The sequence below is a fragment of the Xenorhabdus sp. PB62.4 genome (genome assembly GCF_014467285.1).
GTDB lineage: Bacteria > Pseudomonadota > Gammaproteobacteria > Enterobacterales > Enterobacteriaceae > Xenorhabdus.
The window spans coordinates 1-21166 of sequence record NZ_NKHR01000028.1; the positions used below are offsets into that span (position 1 = coordinate 1).

Here is a 21166-nt window from a genome sequence, read left to right on the forward strand (position 1 = left end):
TTCATGAAAGCCACGGTGGCTTTAGCCAACAAACTGACCCGGATTATTTGGCGTGTTCTGCGGGATGACGTGGATTTTAATATGAAAAAAGCTTTTCTGTCCGTTAATTGGGTCACCTAAAACGGGTATATTATTGAGTTTGCAAACACTGATGAGAAAACGGCTCCCGTCCCTGCCATAGCCTGATATTGACCCAGGTAGTGATATACCGGTGTAGTGATAAGGAAACAGGGTGCGGATGACATCATGGCGCGGACAAATGAGTCCATAATGACGCCGGATATATGGGCGCAAACCGTATCAATTCATGCTTGCATAACCGGGGACGTCCATATATGGTCAATAAAAATTGGTCACTGACTTAGCGTTTTCCCAAAATAATCGTTCTGATTCGTTGGGGGTCAATCCATTGTTATACCAATGGGGCCGAAGCTGGCTATAATAACCGATTATATAATTCGTGATGGAACGAAAGGCTTCTCTAAAATCTGAATATCCTTCTTCAGGAACCCATTCACTTTTCAAACTCCTGAAAAAGCGCTCCATTGGGCTATTATCCCAGCAATTTCCCCGGCGACTCAGGCTTTGTTTGAGGCCATAGCGCCACAATAACTGTCTGAAGGCTTTGCTGGTATAGTGGCTGCCTTGATCGCTGTGAAACAGGACACCTTGTGGCCTTCCCCTTGATTCAAATGCCATTTCTAACGCTTTCTTCGTCAACTCAGCGTCCGGGGAGAAGGACATCGCCCAGCCAATGGGTTTGCGGGCAAACAGGTCGAGAACCACCGCCAAATAAACCCAGCGGTGGCCTGCCCAGATGAAGGTCACATCGCCACACCAAACCTGATTGGGTTCGGTCACCGCGAACTGACGGCCAAGGTGGTTAGGAATATCAACATGTTCCTGCTCCTTACGCGTATAACGGTGTTTTGGTTGCTGGCGACTAGTCAGCCCCAGTTCAACCATTAACTTCCCGGCCAGCCAGCGGCCGAGTGGCACGCCTTTGGCCGTCACCATAGCGGCAATCGTTCGGGCACCCGCCGAGCCGTTACTCTCGTTAACGGCTTCACGAACTAGACTTTTTAGCTTGACGCGTTGAGCATCGGGTTTTTCTGTCCGATAACGCCAAGCCTGATAACTACTGCGATAGACCCCGAACAGTCGACAAAGGGAAGCCACCGGATAATGCACTCTGAATTGCTCGGTTAACGAGAACTGTTCAGGGCGTCCGATATCAAGAGTGCGGAGGCTTTTTTTAATATTTCGTTTCCCATTTCAATACGTTGCAGTTTCTTTTTCAGCTCACGTATTTCAATTTGCTCCGGCGTGATGGGCTGGGCTTTAGGGGATTTCCCTTGCCGTTCCTGCCTCAACTGACTCACCCAGCTTCCCAAGGCTGATTTACTGACATTCATTGCCTTGGCGGCCTCCATCACACTGTAATTCTGATCAAGGACTAACTGGGCGGATTCCAGTTTGAACTCGGGGCTGAAACGTCTTTTCATTATGTCACCTGTTTAATTGTTGAAGTGAGAATATCATCCCTATGACGGTGACCAAAATTAGTGTGCCACTTCAGATCTGGGACGGCTTGACGCCTCTGGCAAGCATGAGCAAACCCGTTCCTCGCGTACGGACGTCCCGGTGTGGGTGATTCAAGGCCAGTTGTTGCAATGTAATTCGTTCAGGCTCAGAAAGTGTTATCTTCGATTTCATAAGAACAGGTGGAAAATTGGGTTATCGGGTTATTGATTATAACAGTAATGCAGATAATTTATCTTATTAACTTAATATTGTTTGTTTCGTATTTGTGAAATTTATTAAAATGTAAGATGGATTATGTAATATAAATACGATGTAAAAATTTTTATTGGAAATGTATCCAAACCTTTATCTATATATTGAAATTTTACATAAGAATAATCAGGAAATTCACATTTCATTATCTCCTTTCTTTTCAATATATGGCGTACTATATCAACCGATTTGTGAAATATTGTAGAAAAAATTAGCCACTGGGCTGCATGATTTTCCATTTTCGTTGTGATCTGAGTTTATTATCATGACCTTTTTCAGATAGACAACAAACAGAGCCATCTTTATGTCGCAAGAACCACTACTCTCACGCCTGAATCCTTACCCGATCCGCGTTAAAAATTTACTCTCCAACAGTGAAGTAAATTCTGGGTTGTCCAATTTTGTGGTAAAAACAGGTGTATATTTTAGAAACAATATATTTGTTAACCTTACGATCTGTATTCTAGCGATTGGTTATGAACGAATCGCACTTTTAGCAAAGCCTGCCGTAAACCCTCGATAGGGCGGGGAGCAGTCACTTTCTTAATTGTGTTTAGGCATATTATATGGGGTGTTTTTTGGGGCTGCTAATAAGAAAATAGCTTAAAATAACCCTAATTGCACGAAAATGAGCAAAACTGAAAGCGTATTAAATTCACGGTGATAGTAAGAAATGGCAGGTGTTTGACAATGAAATTGAGATATTTATTTTTGCTATTTAGCCTATTTCTTATTGGCTGTACCAATCCTGCTTCCAAATCTACTCCCCCTCCGTTAAGCGTTGCTCTTTCTGATCCGATAATGGTCATAGCCCAGCTAAGAGATCAACTTGAACAATGGCATAGTACACCATACCGTTACGGTGGCATGGATAGACATGGTGTTGATTGTTCTGGTTTTGTCTATCGTACTTTTTATGATCGTTTTAATATCCGGCTTCCCCGTACAACGAGTGAACAAACCAGATTAGGCACAAAGATTAGCAAAGATGATTTGATGCCGGGGGACTTGGTCTTTTTCAAGACAGGCAGTGGTGAGAGTGGATTGCATGTGGGTATTTATGATACTAACAATGAATTTATTCACGCATCCACCAGCAAAGGGGTAATCCGTTCCTCGCTTGATAATGTGTATTGGCGTCGTGTCTTCTGGCAGGCCCGCAGGATATGATCCCACTTTCATCCCATTTCTCCAGCAATGCTTTATGATATCTTAACCCTCTGTTTTCCTTTGCTGGAGCCAAAAATGTCCACATTACGTCTGTTGCTGTCAGATTCCCACGATCCTTGGTTTAATCTTGCTGTTGAAGAGTGTATTTTTCGACAGATGCCACCAAATCAGCGTGTTCTTTTCTTATGGCGTAACGATAATACTGTCGTAGTTGGGCGTGCACAAAATCCTTGGAAAGAGTGTAATACCCGAAGAATGGAACAAGATGGCATTAAACTGGCTCGACGTAGCAGTGGCGGTGGGGCCGTTTTCCACGACTTAGGTAATACGTGTTTCACTTTTATGGCCGGTAAACCTGAATATAACAAAACTGTTTCCACGCAAATCATCCTTGAGGGGCTGAAAAAATCCGGGATTCATGCGACAGCTTCTGGTCGCAATGACCTGGTTTTATTTTCCCCTGAAGGAGAACGTAAAATCTCTGGTTCTGCATATCGGGAAACTAAAGATCGGGGATTTCATCACGGAACTTTATTGATTAACGCAGATTTGAATCGTCTTGCCGATTACCTTAATCCTGATCCTAAAAAATTACAGGCGAAAGGTATTACGTCGGTTCGTTCCAGAGTAACAAACTTATCTGAATTATTGCCCGATATTACACATGAAAAAATTTGTAAGGGCATTATTGAAGCATTTTTTGACCAATTTGGCGAAACAGTTAAGGCGGAAATTATTTCACCGCAGTTTTTACCTGATTTGCCGGGCTTTAGTGATATTTTTGCTAAGCAGAGTAGTTGGGAATGGAATTTTGGTCAGGCTCCAGCATTCAGTCACACATTAGATACACGGTTCCGTTGGGGAGGAATTGAGCTGCATGTTGATGTTGAACATGGTGTGATTAGCCGTTGCCAGATGTTTACCGACAGTCTTGAACCTGCCCCGTTTGAATTACTGGCTGAAAAGTTAATTGGGGTATTGTACCAGCCAGAGGCAGTTGGACGGATCATTCAACAAATTAGCGAGTTATACCCCTCTTTGGATACAGAGTTACAGCAATCGTATCATTGGCTCATCAATGAATTGAAATAATCTGAAAATTTAGCAAAGTGTGAAAAAAAATGGTCAACTACAGGGAAGTTGACCATAAAGGGTGACACTTATTAAAAACTTTTATTCTTCACAATGTAAGAAGGTCTTAAATTCAGGTAGTTGCCCGTTTTCTCTGAACTTAGCCGGTGTAGTATTAAAATGTTTTTTAAATATCCGGGTAAATGTAGCCTGAGAACTAAAACCATATTGCAGAGCAATATCAAGAATCGGCAAATTATCTTCACGCAAAGATCTGGCTGCTTCATGAAGACGGCGTCGGCGTACGTATTGGCCTAGTGTACAGCCTTTTAATTCCTTAAAAATTCGTTGTAAATGCCATTTTGAATAGCCACTTTTATGGGCAATAGCATCTATCTTTATACCTTCTGCTCGTTGAAGTTGGCTTTCTAACCATCTGACAATATCGTTGATAACATTTTCTAACATGTTTACCTCCCACATGAGTGGGGTTTTTGCTAAAAAGATACCGATATATAAGTAATTATTTACGTTATTGTGCGTGTCATTTTAAGAATTTCTTTTTTGTCGTATACGCAAAACGTGCGATTTAGGGTTAATAATTTGAGGTAGAATAATTTGAGGCAAAATAGTCAGAAGCTGAGGCAAATTTTGCTTTAGTCTGCAAAATTTGCCTTTTTTCTTATCCGGGCAATAAATTTTAAACTGTAACTAATCAGCTAACATCCGAAAGATAAAGAGAATAATCGCTTTTTTTACTGCCTGAGATAGATTTGTGGTTGATGAGTTTCAGGATGTTGGGTAACACCTAAATCAGCTTGATACCATTGTTTGAGAATATCGTCCCGCAGTACATCGTGTGGAGTGCCGGATGCGACTAATTTTCCTTTGTGCAAAAGGATAATTTTGTCAGCATAAAGGGCTGCCAAGTTCAAATCATGCAGCACACAGCAGACGGCTATAGGATGTTGACGCGTCAGGCGGTGAACGAGCCGTAGTGTGTGTTGTTGATGATAAAGATCCAGTGCTGAAGTGGGTTCATCCAAAAAGAGGCAAGATTCTGTAGGCTCAGGATGCCAAAGTTGGGCCAAAACTCTCGCTAACTGAACTCGTTGTTGTTCTCCGCCGGAAAGTTGTTGGTAATTTCTTTTTCTCAGTTCTTCGCATTCAGTTAATGCAATAGCTTCATCAATAGCGATTTTGTTGTGAGCATTTTCATGGGGAACACGACCCATTGCAATGACTTCTTCCACACTAAAAGGAAAAGAAAGGGAACTATATTGTCGCATTACTGCACGAATGCGTGCGAGTTGCTGAGTCGGCCAGCGGGAAATGGGAACGCCTTTTAACAGGCATTCTCCTGAGTTTAGCGGAATATAGCCAGTTAATAATCGTAACAGTGTCGATTTTCCTGCCCCATTTGGGCCAATAATCGCAACTACTTCCCCAGAACGGATGGAAAGTGAAACATCTCTGATTATCTGGTGCTGGCCGATAAAATAATTTAAATTTTTAGCTTCAAGTAAATTATCTGACATGATCGGCTCCATTATAAACGGCCTCCTGATGACTTAAGAATCAGCCATAAGAAATAGGGAGCACCAATCAAACCCGTTATCAATCCTACTGGCATTTCGGCAGGAGAAACCAATGTTCTGGCCAGTGTATCGGCGGTTAACAAAAGGCATGCTCCGCCCAAAGCTGATATTGGTAACAACCAAGTATGATCGCCACCAAACCGCATTCTGGCAAGGTGTGGAATAACCAAACCGATAAAACCAATGACACCTGTCAATGCAACTGCACATCCAATCAACAACGCACTCAGTAACAATAATTGATATTTAGTACGCTGGACATTAATGCCTAAATAATGCGCTTCTTCATCGCCCAGTTGAAGCAAATTTAACTTTCGTGATTGGCTGAATGTCAGTATACAAACGGGAATAATGAGGGATGCGGCAATTATCAGCGTTGGCCATTGAATTTGGCTTAACGAGCCCATCATCCAAATAGAAAACTGGCGCAATTGTTGATCGTTACTGATATAACTTAATACACCAATAAATGCCATGCACAGTGCATTAATCGCGATACCTGCGAGTAGCAACTTTGATAGGTTACCGTGGCTATATTTATTAAGAGAGAATATCAGGGTGGATACCAATAAGCTGCCCGCAAAAGCTGCAATAATATGGCCGTATAACGCAATACTGGCTGGTAAAGTGAAAGGCAGGACAATAGCCATTGCTACTGTAAGTGCTGCTCCACTGCTGATCCCTAATAACCCGGGGTCGGCCAGAGGGTTGCGGAATAACCCCTGCATCACGGCGCCAGACACAGCCAATGCACATCCGACAAGAATTGCCAATAGAATACGTGGCAGCCGAATATTCAACCAAATTTGCCACTGTGGATCCTCTAAAGAGGATTCCCACAGGGTTTTAAAAGAAAGTGGCAATGCCCCCATATTGGCTGAGCTGATTGCTAGAAAGAATAACAATAAACCCAGTATTATCAAGCCAATACTGGGGGATTGAGAACGACTCATTGCACTTTCTCCGCTGCTTCACGGACTTGTTTCATCACAGCAGGAGTTTGCAGACCAAATCCAAGCAGACCCATTTCATCAACAACAACGATCTGTTTTTTCTTGCCTGCGGGTGTGAAATTTAACCCGGGAAGTTGCCAAACTTTATCCATACCGCCTAAAGTCTTCAATCCTTCTGTGCTGACCAGTAACAAATCTGGCTTGCTGGCGATAACACCTTCTTGAGACAAAGGGCGATATCCTTGAATTCCTTGCATTGCATTCTTTGCACCGATCGCACGAATAATCTGATCTGCGGCTGTTTTTTGGCCGGCAGCCATTGGCATAATGCCACCGTGGCTCATGACAAAAATGACTTTAGTGGGAATATCTGATGTGGTGATGTTTGCTAATTGTTGCCGATATTGGGCAATCAATGCTTCACCGTGCTTTTCCTGATTGACCGCCTTGGCGACGGTCATGATTTTTTCAGGCACGGCTTCTAACGAGGTTTCGCTGGTCACTTTAATAACTTTTACACCGGAATCTTCGACTTGCTTGAGTGTCAGAGAAGGTTGAGCCGATTCACTGGCGATCACCAATGATGGGCGCATAGACAAAATTCCTTCTGAATTCAGCATCCTCATATACCCTACATCGGGTAGAGAAAGTAATGCTTTGGGATTTTGGCTGGTACTGTCCCTTGCGACAACATGCTTTCCTTCGCCAAGTGCAAAAACAATTTCAGACACATCGCCACCAATTGTAACAATGCGTTCAGCAGAGAGCACATTGAAGGAGATGGCAAGCATAAATGTTAGAAGCCACTTTTTCATGCTATATAAGTTTCCTGTTCTGGTTGCAGTTTAGGCAGTGCGGCGATTTGTTCACGCCATTTAGCTTGCTCTGGGGTACCTTCGGTGCGTTGACCGTATAACTGTGCGATTTGATTTCCATTGGCATCAAATAACTCAAGACTGGTGACAAAACCATTATCTGTTGGTTTACGGGTAACCCAGCTTTCAGCAATGGCACTTTCAATCAGGTGCAGAGTGAAATTGAAGTTGAAAATATTGAGCCATTTCTGAGAGGAGTTTTCTTCCTGATAAGGCACCAAACGCTCCAGTTTGCCGGTAAAAATCTGAACACAACCACGGTTTCCGACAAAGATCATGATTTCGTTCTGATCGTTATAGGCAGTTTCAACGATCTGGTTTACTGCTGAATTATCAACACGATATGCCAAATCATCACTGACTGCATTGAAAATCTGCTGGCGGTTCAGATTATGGCGTTTCATCATGATGAAGAATTGATGAACATCAGTCATTGCTCGCCATTCTTCATCTAACTGTGCACGTAATTGTTCAGTGACTTCTGCATGCTCAGGTACTTTTTCTGGCTGGATCTCTAGCGCTGGATTTTCATTGGACTGATATTTTTCGATCAAAGCATCCCATGCCGCCATATCGGTGCTACTGGTGGTATAGACCTTATGCAGTGCGTCACCTTGGCGATCAAAGAATTGAATGCTGTGACGTATACCATTCTTGGTAGATTCAACCAAAGAGAAAATACTGTTCCAGTGTTCGAAGAACAGACGCAGGTCAAGTTCACGTGGGTTGAGGATCAAACCAACGTGTGGGCTGAATTTGGTATTTTCGTAACGACCAATATGCTCGTGAACGGCGAAATCATTACGGGTAATTGCCTTGGTTTCGCCAACTGTCGCCAGTTCCTGAAGTAAGGTTGGAGCATCAATATTCAAACGTTTGGCGTCAATACCGACACGGCTTTGCAATAACTCTCCTTCGCTGACATTGAGGTAAGCCGCGAGGTCACGTGCATATTTAGCTTTGTTATCTGCTTTGGCTTGTTGGTAACGTTCATAAAGTGATTGATTCACAGTTGCTAACTCCTTAAAAAATGGCGTTAAAAATACATTTCATTTTAAAAATTAATGGTATGGTCTATTACTATTTACCATTGGTAACTGACGAACAGTTTGGCGTTGCGACCCGTTTGTGGTGTACCCAAAGATGAGTAATAGGCTTTATCGAAAGCATTACCCAGTACGACAGAAGTCGTCAGCCCTTTTAATGCGCCATCACTGTGATAGCTGACATAGAAATCATTGACGCCATGCCCTGAATATTGTTGGATTTTCTGCCCTCGCTCGTTTTTATCACCATTTACCCCTCTAAGATTGGTATGTTGGGTAAACTTACCGATCCAACCAATGGAGAAACCTGTAGTAGATAATGGAATGTCCAATGTACTGGTCAGAGTATCTGGGCTGAGAGCTTCGATAGATGCGCCCGTTTCTTCGTTCTTACCAGTTGTATGGTTGTAAGCGAGACCCCAAGAGAACCAATCAGAGTCATATGTCATAGAAACATCCCAACCCCAAATTTTAGCCTTTGGAATATTCAATGACGTTGTAAATCTCATATCAGAGGTGACAATAGAAGATATGTAGTCTTTCGCTTTAGTATCAAAATAACTGGCCTTAAGTTTCAAGCCGTCATTGCTGGCTAACAAATCATCAAAACGCAGCCCGAAACCATATTCTTGTGTCTCATTGTTTTCAGGGCGTAAATTTGGATTTGGTTTCCAATAGTTTGTAAATCCTGGGCGTCCTTTCATTGGAGGCATATCAAAATGTTTCGAATCGTTATACATTTCGCCCATGCTTGGAGCACGGAATGCCTGAGAATAGGAAGCAAACATCATCAGCCAATCGGCTGGAGTAATGCTAATGGCGCCTTTTGATGACCATTTGTTAGCACTGATATCGTCATATTTGTTATTTGAAGACTTATAATTGTCATAACGCGTACCCGCAATAAACGAAATAGGCAATTCCTGTAAAGTCATTTCGTCCTGAATCCAGCCGGATGCAAAACGAATATCCGCATTGGGAAAACCTACAACAATATCACTGCTTGGCTTTTGTCTTTGTTTATAGATTTCGCCACCGTAGGTAAATTGGTGCGCTGCAAAAGCAGTGCTTGGCAGATGGGAGCGGTTTTCAAGTTTTATGCCATAAGTTGCTTGTTTGCGGCCTTCAAAGCTTTTGTCTTTATTTTTGGTATTAATATTTACATCGGAATAATAAATATCCGCTCTGGCGTTTAACCAGTTGTAATCTGATGGATTCAGTTGATAAGTCAGATGTGCATCCCGTTGCGCTGTGGTGCGGTCTATCTTTTGGTTTCTACTATTATCGTTAGGTTCTTGTGGATTTTTGGGTTCATGTGCTTCATTGCGGTAATAGCGTAAGTCACCGCTGAGCGTTTGGCTGTCAGTTATTTTCCAGGAGCCTTTTGCCAGAATATTACCAATGGTTTCATCATTACGACCTTGCGTGCCGTCTCCGTAGCGGATATTACCTACATCGCGGGTACCAAATGCCAATAATCCATCGAGTTGTTCTGTTTTACCAAATGCGGTCCCACCAAATCCCAGACTGTGATCCCCTGTGCCTGCGCGGTTAAAAACGCGAAAACCTGTGTTCTTACCTTCTTCCAATAAATCAGCAGCATCTACTGTTTGGTAGGCAATAACACCACCGAGAGCGCCACTACCATATAATAGAGCCGATGGACCCCGAACGATTTCGACTTGCTTAATCAGTGCAGGATCAAGGAATACGCCATTAAGATGCCCGGTATCGGTTCCTTGCCGAATGCCATCCACAAGGGTAAGAACACCTTTCTGAGAGTAACCTCTCATATTGATATCTTGTCCATTGGCGCGTCCAGAGCCAGCAATTTCAATTCCCGGAATTTTGTTCAGTAAATCATTTGCATTACCTGCAACTTTGCTACTGGCTGAATTACCATCAATGACCGTAACCATCATCGGAGCCTCAAAACTGTCACGCTGATTACCCGTGGCGTAAACAGTTAAAGTGTCTTTGGATGATTTGTCTTTTTCAGAAACTACTGTCGCTGCATTCGCTGAAGATAAACTTGCAAAGATAGCTACAGTTAATGCAGACAATCTTAGGCTGGGCGATTTAATTAGGGTCATGCAGGTCAATCTCCGTGCTTAAATAGTGTCTTATAAATTAAAACGAAAGAGCAACACCTTGCTGATATTTAAAAGGTGAGCTTGCTAAAAATTTTGCTATGTCAGAATAAATTTGCTGCATTTTGTCGAATGTGTTGAGGGAATCTGCTTTTTTTGCAAATTTTCATGGCATACAATTTTGTTGATGGTGATTGGTCATCAATACAATTGCGCTTTACAGAATCGTTGGATAGATCAGGAAGAATCTGCTGTTGCAGGAGGTTAGTGTAGCAATGTTGACGATACGCTAATTTTTCCATAACCAAATTTGAACAATAATTATTCTAATGTTGAGAATAATTATCGTTTCAATAGAGGTTAACTTCAAGTTATTTTTTTTATACCTATGTTAAATGATCAATTGATTGATTTTTATGATTTTTTATGAAGTTATCTGACTCCGGCAGTAACAAACAGGAGCCAGAATAGGGAAAGGATTCAGGAACAATTTTCAACGGCATTGGCAAGGATACTGATAAATTGTTCGGTATCCTGCCAGCCAAGGCATGGATCGGTAATGGATTGTCCGTAGGTCAAAGGTTCTCCCTGAACCACTTTTTGAGTACCTTCCACCAAAAAGCTTTCAGCCATAATGCCGGCAATGGCAGTTGAACCAGCCTGAATCTGTTCTCCAAGATTTTTTGCGATATCTAATTGACGGCGATGGATTTTCTGACAATTAGCGTGGCTGCAATCCACAATCAAGCGTTCGGGTAAGTTAAACTCACGTAATTTATGGCAGGTTGCTGCAATCTCTTCCGCCCCGTAATTCGGTTTTTTTCCGCCACGCATAATAATATGCCCATAGGGATTTCCACTGGTTTGATAAATGGTCATTTGGCCATTTTTGTCAGGAGACAGGAACGTATGTCTGGCCCGTGCTGCACGAATGGCATCAATGGCAATCAGTATATTGCCATCTGTCCCATTTTTAAAACCAACTGGACATGACAGGGCAGAAGCCATTTCTCTGTGGATTTGGCTTTCTGTGGTTCTGGCGCCAATAGCTCCCCAACTAATTAAATCGGAGATGTATTGGCCTGTCACCATGTCCAAAAATTCTGTGGCGGTGGGAACACCTAATTCATTGATATCAATTAATAGCTTACGGGCAAGTGATATCCCTTCATTGACCTGACAGGAACCATCTAGCATCGGATCTGAAATTAAACCTTTCCAACCAACGACTGTTCTCGGCTTTTCGAAATAGGTTCGCATTACAATTTCCAGGCTGTGCTGGTATTTTTCACGTAATGTGCGTAAGCGGGAGGCATAATCAAGGGCTGCATCAACATCATGGATGGAGCAGGGGCCAATGATGACCAATAAACGTTGATCATCGCCTGTCAGAATGGACTCGATACGTTTTCGTGACAATGTCACATTTTGCAGCGTCTTTTCTGATATAGGGTATCGTTCGGCAAGCGCTTTAGGTGTGATAAGGCTGTCAATACGGTGGGTTCTTAACTCATCTGTTTTGTACATATACTTTCTCGAATTTTCCTTCATATTGAGACAGTGTCTGGAATGACAGAAATTACAATAACTCAACTTTCAGCAAATTCAACAGACAATAATGCTATTTGAGCGAGAAAGTGCCGTGAATAAATATTGTGAAACACGCGGGTATCAGAATCAGAACATACGGCGTTTCAATCCCATATTATCAATAATCTTGGTTGAAATTTCTTCAATGGAATAATTGGTGGTATTCAAATAATTAATCTTGTTTTTACGAAATAGTGCTTCAACTTCAGCAATTTCTACGCGGCATTGACGTAATGAAGCATAACGGCTATTTTCTCTTCGTTCTTCTCGAATGGCTGCAAGCCTTTCTGGGCTGATAGTCAGGCCGAACAATTTATGCTGAAAGGGTTTTAAATCAGGAGGTAACTGTAAGTTATCCATATCATCAGCAGTGAAAGGATAGTTTGCGGCCTGAATACCAAATTGCATGGCAAGATAGAGGCTGGTCGGTGTTTTCCCACAACGGGATACTCCGAGAATGATCACTTGGGCTTGATCAAGATTGCGTAATGAAACGCCATCATCATGAGCAAGAGCATAATCAACAGCGGCAATACGAGCATCATATTGACTCAGATTTTTTTTGGATAATCCATGGGTTCGATGTAATTCTGGTTGTGGAGCTATACCTATTTCTTGTTGTAATGGCGCAACCAGTGTCTGGACAATATCCTGACAAAACCCATCGCTGCGGGTAATAATGCTTTTTACTTCATCTGAAATGATGGAATAAAAGACCAATGGCCTGATTTGGGTTTGCTGATATATCGCATTTATTTGATCTCTGACTTCTTCAGCCCGAGTTTTGTTAGTCACGAAAGGCAGGGTATAGGAGGTAATAGCAATTGGAAATTGAGATAAGACGGCGTGGCCTAATACTTCTGCGGTAATTGCTGTCCCATCGGAAATAAAAAATACGCTGCGTTCCGATTTTTCATTTTCTGCTGTTTGGGGGAGGTAAGTTTCCATCATTGTTTCTTTCTTTTATGGTTAGATTGTTATTGTTAGTTATCAAAATTTATAAGGTTGTTTGGCTGAATCGTTTTTATCAAGGGTTATCAATACACCTATGTTTTCCGATTATACCTGTAAAAAAATAATATTGTTGGGTTGATCGATTCACCTTTCCATATATGGCAAAACAATGTGCTAGGCTATTTCCTGCTGTGAAGAGCAGCCTTAATTTTTCCGATTTGTACTTCGAGAATGTAAAAAAGGATAGTTTCTAATGTCCAATAATGGCCTCACCCCAAGCAATGTACTCTGGTATAACCAATTAGGCATGAATGACGTTAATCGGGTCGGTGGTAAAAACGCCTCTCTTGGTGAGATGATTACCAATCTGGCAGAACTTGGCGTATCTGTTCCTAATGGTTTTGCAACGACTGCACAGGCATTTAATGATTTTCTGGAACAAAGTGGTGTAAACCAGCGCATTTATCAATTGCTGGATGAAACCAATGTTGATGATGTCAATCAACTGGCCAAGGCTGGCGCACAGATTCGTCAATGGGTGATTGATACGCCATTTACGGCTCAACTTGAAAAAGATATCCGTGATGCTTATCTGCAATTGTCTGAAGGCGAACCTGATGCTTCTTTCGCTGTGCGTTCTTCTGCAACCGCAGAAGATATGCCGGATGCTTCTTTTGCTGGACAGCAAGAAACTTTCTTGAACGTGCAAGGCATTGATGCGGTGATGGTTGCCATCAAACATGTTTTTGCATCACTTTTCAATGATCGCGCTATCTCTTATCGCGTTCATCAGGGATATGATCACCGTGGTGTTGCGCTCTCTGCGGGCGTACAGCGGATGGTACGCTCTGATCTGGCATCATCTGGCGTGATGTTCACAATTGATACTGAATCAGGTTTTGATCAGGTTGTGTTCATTACATCAGCTTATGGTCTCGGTGAGATGGTTGTACAGGGTGCAGTGAATCCTGATGAATTTTATGTCCATAAACCTACTTTGAAAAATAATCGTCCCGCAATAGTGCGCCGTAATCTTGGCTCTAAAAAAATTCGCATGGTTTATGCTGATAGTAAAGAGCATGGAAAACAGGTGCGCACGGAAGATGTACCAGACGAGTTAAGCAATCGCTTCTCTTTGTCTGATAGTGAAGTAGAAGCGCTGGCAAGACAGGCACTATTGATTGAAAAACATTATGGACGCCCGATGGATATCGAATGGGCAAAAGATGGACACAATGGCAAGTTATATATTGTGCAGGCTCGTCCTGAAACTGTTCGTTCAAATCAACAAGTGATGGAACGTTACCAGCTCAATGAAAAGGGTAATGTGCTGGTGGAAGGCAGGGCTATTGGTCACCGTATTGGCGTTGGCACTGTCAAGGTTATTCATAATCTTGGTGAAATGGATCGCATTCAAGTCGGGGATGTGCTGGTAACGGACATGACCGATCCAGATTGGGAACCCATTATGAAAAAAGCGGCGGCCATTGTCACCAATCGTGGCGGGCGTACTTGCCATGCTGCCATTATTGCCCGTGAGTTGGGGATCCCCGCTGTTGTTGGTTGCGGAGATGCGACCGAACGTCTGAAAGAAGGCCAGAAAGTAACGGTTTCTTGTTCGGAAGGTGATACTGGTTTTGTTTATCAGAATAAATTGGATTTCAGCGTTCAGAGTTCTCAGGTTGATGAACTGCCGGAATTAGATGTTAAGATCATGATGAATGTCGGCAACCCTGATCGTGCATTTGATTTCGCTTGTTTACCAAATGAAGGGGTTGGTCTGGCGCGTTTGGAATTTATCATTAACCGGATGATTGGCGTGCATCCTCGCGCGTTACTTGAATTCTCCCGGCAGTCACTTGAATTGCAAGAGCAGATTAAATCGTTAATGTTGGGATATGATGACCCAGTTGAATTTTATGTGGGGCGATTAACTGAAGGCATTGCAACATTAGCAGCAGCATTTTGGCCGAAACGTGTAATTGTTCGTTTGTCAGATTTCAAATCCAATGAATACGCGAATCTGGTCGGTGGAGAGATGTATGAGCCGCACGAAGAAAATCCGATGTTGGGTTTCCGTGGAGCGGGCCGTTATATTTCTGACAGCTTCCGCCAATGCTTCGCTCTGGAATGTGAAGCGGTCAAGCGAGTGCGCAATGTTATGGGGCTAACTAATGTTGAAGTCATGATCCCATTTGTACGTACAGTGACTCAAGCTGAGGCTGTGGTAGCTGAATTGGCATCTCAAGGCTTGAAGCGTGGAGAAAATGGTTTGAAAGTCATTATGATGTGTGAAATTCCATCAAATGCGTTATTGGCAGACCAATTCCTTGAGCATTTTGACGGTTTTTCAATTGGTTCAAATGATATGACTCAGTTGGCTCTGGGGTTAGATCGCGATTCTGGTGTAGTATCTGAATTATTCGATGAACGTAATGATGCCGTAAAACAATTACTTTCTATGGCAATTCAAGCAGCGAAGCGTCAAGGGAAATATGTTGGTATATGTGGACAAGGCCCTTCTGATCATGAAGATTTTGCAGCATGGTTAATGAAAGAGGGAATTGACAGTTTATCGCTTAATCCAGATACGGTAGTGAAAACTTGGATTTCTTTGGCTAAAAGTAACTAGCTGAATATAATTCAGGCCTGAATTTAAAAGCCTGTCAAAATATTCGCAGGCTTTTATATTCTATGTAACATGATCTTTTTTAGTGATGATGATTAATTAATAGAAGAAAAACTAAAAAAATGCCAAAAAAAAAGCCTATCATGGGCTGACAGGCAAAGACTACACACAGCAATATATATTACTTCGTTCATCTCAGCCTATGGCGTTTATAGGCTGAGGTAGCAATTCACTGGGAAACATTTGTTTCGATGTAAAGAATACTAATTTAATAAATGAGTTTATTCTTTAAGAATCCTCTTAATAAATAGAACCTGGAAAAGAAACTTTGAAAAAATAACTTTTTTGTAACAATTTTCCGGTGATTTTTATTTCTTTTGAAAAATGAATTTATTTTTTAGATAGGACTTGGAAGGTATATTCATCGCAATGATAATTGCGTGAGAAAATAATATTCTCACGCAGTTATTTGATTATTTAACGTGCTTCTTGCTGAAATGTTTTTCTGTATCTGCCATATTACTTTCAGGCTTAGGGACTTCATTCATCCATGCCAACAGGAGGCTGTAAGAAATTGCCAGTACAACAGGGCCAATAAATAACCCGATTACACCCAAAGAAAGTATACCGCCGATTACACCAGTAAGAATTAAAACCATCGGTAAGTCAGCGCCAAGGCGAATAAGGAAGGGGCGAAGCACACCATCCATTGTTGTCAGAATCAGGCTCCAGATAACCAAAATGGTTCCCCATGTTGTTTCTCCTGTCCAATAAAGCCATGCGATAGATGGAATGAGGACGAGTAGAGGCCCTAGCTGGGCAACACAACATACAAACATCAGCACTGTTAATATCATTGGATAGGGAATGCCGGCAATGGCTAGCCCAATTCCACCTGCGATAGCTTGAACCAATGCTGTGACAACCACACCAAGAGCAACGGCGCGAATGGATTGTGCTGCCAGTAATACGACTGCATCACCACGTTTATCTGCCAGCCGGATAGCGAAATGGCGAATACTGAGCATAACCTGTTCACCTTTCCAATACAGTAATACGCTGAACATCACCATCAGCGCCAGATGGAAAAGGAAGCGGCCTGCATTAGCGGCTTGAGTAAAAAACCATGTTGCTGCTTTACCGATATAAGGCGGAATTTTGTTGAGAAGCAGGTTACTGCCATCAGCAATGAGAGCTTGCCATTTAAGATATAAGTCATCGCCAACAACAGGTATTCGGCTGAGCCACTCCAATTGTGGCAGATGAAAAGCAGAGGGGGATTTTGCCCATGCAATTAATGGTGCACTGTTTTCCACCAAGCTGCTGACCAGTAATGCGATCGGAATAACGAACAATAAGACTAATAGTAACGTCATTATGGAAACGGCGATCCAGCGCTTTCCCCATAATCGTTGTTGCAGTTTTTCTAACAAGGGCCAAGTTGCGATAACGACCATTCCTGACCAAATGAATCCCAATATGAAAGGGCTTAAGACCCAAAAACTGGTTGTAATGAGCAATAAAATGAAAAATAGAGCGAATAACAGTTTGGGCAGATCTTGGTATGATTGCGATTTTTCCATGAAATAATTTCTCTTGGCAATTGAAAATACTGTTGGCAATAACAATGGTAATTAAATATAACGTTATTTTACTGGTTGCTCAAAATAGATAAATATTGTGATATGGTTAAAAGCCTGCCTCTCAGGCAAGTGTCTGAGTTACGCTACCCTAGATAGTATATAAATAGAACGCAATGTTGATACTAAATGCTAATGAGAAAAGGGGCAACTAGCCAATGATCCCACGTATATCACAAGCCCCCCATGTCAGTGATCTGACACAGGACTATTTGACTGCATTGAAAGAAGCTGGCTTTACTGGAGACACAACCAGTAGTTACGCCGATAGACTGACTATGGCGACAGATAACAGTATTTACCAATTGTTGCCGCAAGCTGTTGTATTCCCGCGCTCCAGTGCCGATGTTGTATTATTGACAAGGATAGCAGGTGAGGAACGCTTTCAAACTCTGACATTTACCCCACGAGGTGGGGGAACTGGAACGAATGGACAATCACTTAACAATGGTATTGTGGTGGATATGTCCCGGTACATGAACCGTATTCTGGAAATTAATCCAGAACAGGGATGGGTTAAAGTCGAAGCCGGTGTTATCAAAGATCAACTCAATCAATATCTGAAACCATTTGGTTACTTTTTTTCTCCTGAACTTTCAACCAGCAATCGCGCCACTTTGGGCGGCATGATCAATACAGATGCTTCCGGCCAAGGATCGTTGGTTTATGGTAAAACCTCTGATCATGTGTTGGGTGTGCGTGCTGTTTTATTGGGAGGGGAAATGTTTGATACCCGACCTATGAATACGGCATTGGCGGAATCGATTGCTCAGGAAGAGACGCGCATTGGGGGGATTTATAAAACGGTATTGGAGCGTTGTCGTGAGCAAAGGAAGTTGATTCTTGAAAAGTTTCCTAAGCTCAATCGGTTCCTGACAGGATACGATTTACGTCATGTGTTCAGCGATGATATGCAGACGTTTGACCTTACCCGTATTTTGACTGGCTCTGAAGGCACACTGGCCTTTATTACAGAGGCCACGTTGGATATTACTCCTTTGCCAAAAGTCAGGCGGTTGGTGAATGTTAAATATGACTCTTTCGATTCTGCCCTGCGTAATGCCCCTTTTATGGTAGAAGCGAAAGCACTTTCAGTCGAAACTGTTGACTCTAAAGTGCTCAATCTGGCGCGTGAAGATATCATCTGGCATTCAGTGAAAGAATTAATCACTGATGTGCCTGACAAGGATATGCAAGGGCTGAATATTGTTGAATTCAGTGGTAATGATGAACAGCAAATTAATCAATTGGTTCACGATCTTTGCTTGCGCCTTGATGAATTGATGGCAAAAAAACAAGCGGGCATCATTGGCTATCAAACGTGCCATGACTTAATGGATATTGAACGCATTTATGCTATGCGGAAAAAATCCGTTGGATTACTTGGTAACAGTAAGGGCGCAGCCAAGCCAATTCCATTTGTCGAAGATACTTGCGTTCCACCGCAACACCTTGCTGATTATATTGCCGAATTTCGTCAGTTGCTGGATAGTCACAAACTGAATTATGGCATGTTTGGACATGTAGACGCAGGTGTTTTACATGTGCGCCCTGCGCTGGATATGTGTGATCCTCAACAAGAAGTTTTGATGAAGCAGATTTCTGATGAAATTGTTCATTTGACAGCAAAATATGGTGGTTTGTTATGGGGTGAGCATGGTAAAGGATTCCGTGCGGAATACAGCCCGGCTTTTTTTGGCGAAATTTTGTATGATGAATTGCGTCGGATTAAAGCGGCATTTGATCCATTTAATCGCTTGAATCCGGGGAAAATTTGCCCGCCAATTGGCATTGATTCCCCAATGATGAAAGTTGATGCAGCCAAGCGAGGAACCTATGACCGTACAATTCCTGTCAATGTGAGAACGGCATTTCGTGGAGCGATGGAATGTAATGGCAATGGCTTGTGTTTCAATTTTGATGTCAAAAGCCCTATGTGCCCTTCAATGAAAATTAGCCAGCATCGCATACATTCTCCCAAAGGGAGGGCAACTCTTGTCAGGGAGTGGTTGCGGCTTTTAACGGAGCAGGGGGTTGAGCCTGATTTATTGGAGCAGGGATTTGATCAGACGCGCTCCAGTTTACGAGGATTGATTGAAAAAACGCGCCATAGCTGGAAAGCATGGCGAGGAGAATATGATTTTTCACATGAAGTGAAAGAAGCAATGTCAGGTTGTTTAGCCTGTAAGGCTTGTTCAACACAATGCCCGATCAAGATTGATGTCCCTTCATTCCGTTCGCGTTTTTTGGAACTTTATCACGGTCGTTACCTGCGTCCTCTGCGCGATCATATTGTTGCGAATGTTGAGCACAGTACGCCGTTGATGGCAAAAGTACCCCGGATGTTTAATTTTTTCCTGAAACAGCCGTGGGTGCAGAAAATCAGCCAAAATACTATTGGTATGGTTGATCTGCCGTTACTTTCCTATCCGTCATTGCAACAACAGCTTGCAGGTCATTATGCTGCCAGAACGACGTTGGAACAATTAGAAATCCTATCGCCACCTGAACGTGCTCAGCATGTGTTGATTGTTCAAGATCCTTTTACGAGTTATCACGATGCGAAAGTGGTGACTGATTTTGTGCAATTGGTGGAAAAATTGGGATATAAACCTGTATTGTTGCCATTTTCACCGAACGGGAAAGCGCAACATGTCAAAGGGTTTTTGAGCCGATTTGCCAAAACGGCAGAAAAAACGGCTGATTTTCTTAATCGAGTGGCGCGTCTGAATATTTCTATGGTGGGAGTCGACCCTGCTTTAGTATTGTGTTATCGGGATGAATATCAAGATATTCTTGGCGAGCGACGGGGTAATTTTCAGGTTCAATTAGTCCATGAGTGGCTAATCAATAACCTGCCGGAAAAAATGTCACCAGAGAAGTGTGATAGCTTAATATCCAGCCAGAATTGGTATTTACTGGGGCACTGTACAGAAGTGACGGCATTGCCGAATAGCGGTAAACAATGGGGAGATATTTTCCGTCATTTTGGTTATCAATTGAATAATGTCAGTGTAGGGTGCTGTGGTATGGCAGGTACATACGGACATGAAAAGAAAAATTTGGATAACTCGATTGGCATCTACAAACTTTCATGGGCTCCGGCACTGAAAAATCTCTCTTCAGAGCACTGTCTGAGTACAGGGTATTCATGCCGCAGTCAGGTGAAACGTCTGGAAGGAAAGCAACTTAAACATCCATTACAAGCCCTATTGGAGATAATAACGTGATTTGGAAACGTAATATAGATGTGAATATGCTGAATCAATTTATTGATGAGAGCATGGTAAGACATGTAGGAATCGAGTTTACCCAGATTGGCGATGATTTTATTGAAGGAACAATGCCTGTTGATCAACGGACTAAACAGCCGTTTGGTATTCTGCATGGCGGGGCCTCGGTAGTATTGGCTGAAACACTTGGTTCGTTCGCGGGGTATCTTTGTTCAGAAGGTGAACAGCAAGTGGTAGGGGTTGAAATCAATGCCAACCATCTTAAATCTGTTCGTGAAGGCGTAGTTAAAGGCGTTTGTAAACCTATCCATCTGGGGCGTTCACATCAGGTTTGGCAGATTGATATCTATAACGATAAACAACAATTGTGTTGTACATCCCGCCTGACAACAGCGGTTTTGCCTTAGCATTATTATTCCAACCGGTGATTGCGTTTTTGTTCCTGTCAGTATTTGGCTGACGGGAACAACCTGATATATTTTTGCCGTGAATGGGATAGAATAGTCTCGCAAAGTAGTCT

General features: G+C 42.5%; 16 protein-coding genes. 5 read left to right on the forward strand and 11 right to left on the reverse strand.

Features of this window, described 5'->3' with window-relative positions; genetic code table 11:
• Window positions 1-339 precede the first annotated feature (339 nt).
• Together Xenpb_RS16690 and Xenpb_RS16695 are read right to left on the reverse strand one after the other, a co-directional pair.
• A protein-coding gene (locus Xenpb_RS16690; RefSeq protein ID WP_187655355.1) for an IS3 family transposase occupies window positions 340-1505 on the reverse strand; the annotation gives its coding sequence in 2 pieces (ribosomal slippage) (window positions 340-1247 and window positions 1247-1505; 1167 coding nt in all).
• 70 nt (window positions 1506-1575) lie between these two features.
• Window positions 1576-1716 (reverse strand): hypothetical protein, encoded by a 141-nt coding sequence (locus Xenpb_RS16695; RefSeq protein WP_255523172.1) that lies wholly within the window; start codon window positions 1714-1716, stop codon window positions 1576-1578.
• A gap of 771 nt (window positions 1717-2487) precedes the next feature.
• Here Xenpb_RS16695 and Xenpb_RS16700 point away from each other — a divergent pair.
• Both Xenpb_RS16700 and Xenpb_RS16705 read left to right on the forward strand, forming a co-directional pair.
• A complete protein-coding gene (locus tag Xenpb_RS16700; RefSeq protein WP_187655356.1) occupies window positions 2488-2967 on the forward strand; it encodes a C40 family peptidase in 480 nt (159 codons plus the stop codon).
• Between the two features lie 75 nt (window positions 2968-3042).
• Window positions 3043-4059, forward strand: a complete 1017-nt coding sequence (locus Xenpb_RS16705; protein WP_187655357.1) for a lipoate--protein ligase A — start codon at window positions 3043-3045, stop codon at window positions 4057-4059.
• 81 nt (window positions 4060-4140) lie between these two features.
• Here the strand turns inward: Xenpb_RS16705 and Xenpb_RS16710 are convergent, their stop codons facing one another.
• The 8 genes from Xenpb_RS16710 to Xenpb_RS16745 form a co-directional block, all read right to left on the reverse strand.
• Window positions 4141-4506 (reverse strand): helix-turn-helix domain-containing protein, encoded by a 366-nt coding sequence (locus Xenpb_RS16710; protein WP_187655358.1) that lies wholly within the window; start codon window positions 4504-4506, stop codon window positions 4141-4143.
• 287 nt (window positions 4507-4793) lie between these two features.
• Window positions 4794-5588, reverse strand: coding sequence for a heme ABC transporter ATP-binding protein (locus Xenpb_RS16715; RefSeq protein ID WP_187655359.1), 795 nt, complete (start codon window positions 5586-5588; stop codon window positions 4794-4796).
• Complete coding sequence (locus tag Xenpb_RS16720; RefSeq protein ID WP_187655360.1) at window positions 5588-6589, reverse strand: iron ABC transporter permease; 1002 nt, start codon at window positions 6587-6589, stop codon at window positions 5588-5590. Before Xenpb_RS16720 ends, Xenpb_RS16715 begins: the two co-directional genes overlap by 1 nt.
• Window positions 6586-7404 (reverse strand): hemin ABC transporter substrate-binding protein, encoded by an 819-nt coding sequence (locus Xenpb_RS16725; protein WP_187655361.1) that lies wholly within the window; start codon window positions 7402-7404, stop codon window positions 6586-6588. Before Xenpb_RS16725 ends, Xenpb_RS16720 begins: the two co-directional genes overlap by 4 nt.
• A complete protein-coding gene (locus Xenpb_RS16730) occupies window positions 7401-8474 on the reverse strand; it encodes a ChuX/HutX family heme-like substrate-binding protein (protein ID WP_187655362.1) in 1074 nt (357 codons plus the stop codon). Before Xenpb_RS16730 ends, Xenpb_RS16725 begins: the two co-directional genes overlap by 4 nt.
• A 74-nt stretch (window positions 8475-8548) precedes the next feature.
• Window positions 8549-10603 (reverse strand): TonB-dependent hemoglobin/transferrin/lactoferrin family receptor, encoded by a 2055-nt coding sequence (locus Xenpb_RS16735; RefSeq protein WP_187655363.1) that lies wholly within the window; start codon window positions 10601-10603, stop codon window positions 8549-8551.
• 477 nt (window positions 10604-11080) lie between these two features.
• Window positions 11081-12127 (reverse strand): 3-deoxy-7-phosphoheptulonate synthase, encoded by a 1047-nt coding sequence (locus tag Xenpb_RS16740; RefSeq protein WP_187655364.1) that lies wholly within the window; start codon window positions 12125-12127, stop codon window positions 11081-11083.
• A 150-nt stretch (window positions 12128-12277) separates the two neighbouring features.
• Window positions 12278-13141: a pyruvate, water dikinase regulatory protein gene (locus Xenpb_RS16745; protein WP_187655365.1), complete on the reverse strand. Its 864-nt coding sequence runs from the start codon at window positions 13139-13141 to the stop codon at window positions 12278-12280.
• Between the two features lie 256 nt (window positions 13142-13397).
• On the opposite strand from Xenpb_RS16745, the gene ppsA reads away from it, so the two are divergent.
• The gene (gene ppsA, locus Xenpb_RS16750) at window positions 13398-15776 is read left to right on the forward strand and encodes a phosphoenolpyruvate synthase (protein WP_187655366.1); all 2379 of its coding nucleotides are present in this window, start codon (window positions 13398-13400) and stop codon (window positions 15774-15776) included.
• 470 nt (window positions 15777-16246) lie between these two features.
• Here ppsA and ydiK read toward each other — a convergent pair whose 3' ends face one another.
• Window positions 16247-17356 carry an AI-2E family transporter YdiK gene (ydiK, locus tag Xenpb_RS16755; protein WP_187655367.1) on the reverse strand — a complete coding sequence of 370 codons (1110 nt, stop codon included), beginning with the start codon at window positions 17354-17356 and terminating at the stop codon, window positions 16247-16249.
• A gap of 215 nt (window positions 17357-17571) precedes the next feature.
• Here ydiK and Xenpb_RS16760 point away from each other — a divergent pair, with 215 nt between their 5' ends.
• Both Xenpb_RS16760 and Xenpb_RS16765 read left to right on the forward strand, forming a co-directional pair.
• Window positions 17572-20643, forward strand: coding sequence for an FAD-binding and (Fe-S)-binding domain-containing protein (locus Xenpb_RS16760; RefSeq protein ID WP_187655368.1), 3072 nt, complete (start codon window positions 17572-17574; stop codon window positions 20641-20643).
• Complete coding sequence (locus tag Xenpb_RS16765) at window positions 20640-21053, forward strand: hotdog fold thioesterase (RefSeq protein WP_187655369.1); 414 nt, start codon at window positions 20640-20642, stop codon at window positions 21051-21053. The genes Xenpb_RS16760 and Xenpb_RS16765 overlap by 4 nt, the downstream gene beginning before the upstream one ends.
• The last annotated feature ends 113 nt before the right edge of the window (window positions 21054-21166 follow it).

What these genes read in the sequence shown, in the direction of transcription:
- Xenpb_RS16725 (WP_187655361.1), bottom strand. Translation starts at nt 7,404, where the DNA reads ATGAAAAAGTGGCTTCTAACATTTATGCTTGCCATCTCCTTCAATGTG.
- Xenpb_RS16745 (WP_187655365.1), bottom strand. Translation starts at nt 13,141, where the DNA reads ATGATGGAAACTTACCTCCCCCAAACAGCAGAAAATGAAAAATCGGAA.
- ydiK (WP_187655367.1), bottom strand. Translation starts at nt 17,356, where the DNA reads ATGGAAAAATCGCAATCATACCAAGATCTGCCCAAACTGTTATTCGCT.
- Xenpb_RS16710 (WP_187655358.1), bottom strand. Translation starts at nt 4,506, where the DNA reads ATGTTAGAAAATGTTATCAACGATATTGTCAGATGGTTAGAAAGCCAA.
- ppsA (WP_187655366.1), top strand. Translation starts at nt 13,398, where the DNA reads ATGTCCAATAATGGCCTCACCCCAAGCAATGTACTCTGGTATAACCAA.
- Xenpb_RS16760 (WP_187655368.1), top strand. Translation starts at nt 17,572, where the DNA reads ATGATCCCACGTATATCACAAGCCCCCCATGTCAGTGATCTGACACAG.
- Xenpb_RS16720 (WP_187655360.1), bottom strand. Translation starts at nt 6,589, where the DNA reads ATGAGTCGTTCTCAATCCCCCAGTATTGGCTTGATAATACTGGGTTTA.
- Xenpb_RS16715 (WP_187655359.1), bottom strand. Translation starts at nt 5,588, where the DNA reads ATGGAGCCGATCATGTCAGATAATTTACTTGAAGCTAAAAATTTAAAT.
- Xenpb_RS16700 (WP_187655356.1), top strand. Translation starts at nt 2,488, where the DNA reads ATGAAATTGAGATATTTATTTTTGCTATTTAGCCTATTTCTTATTGGC.
- Xenpb_RS16740 (WP_187655364.1), bottom strand. Translation starts at nt 12,127, where the DNA reads ATGTACAAAACAGATGAGTTAAGAACCCACCGTATTGACAGCCTTATC.
- Xenpb_RS16735 (WP_187655363.1), bottom strand. Translation starts at nt 10,603, where the DNA reads ATGACCCTAATTAAATCGCCCAGCCTAAGATTGTCTGCATTAACTGTA.
- Xenpb_RS16695 (WP_255523172.1), bottom strand. Translation starts at nt 1,716, where the DNA reads ATGAAATCGAAGATAACACTTTCTGAGCCTGAACGAATTACATTGCAA.
- Xenpb_RS16705 (WP_187655357.1), top strand. Translation starts at nt 3,043, where the DNA reads ATGTCCACATTACGTCTGTTGCTGTCAGATTCCCACGATCCTTGGTTT.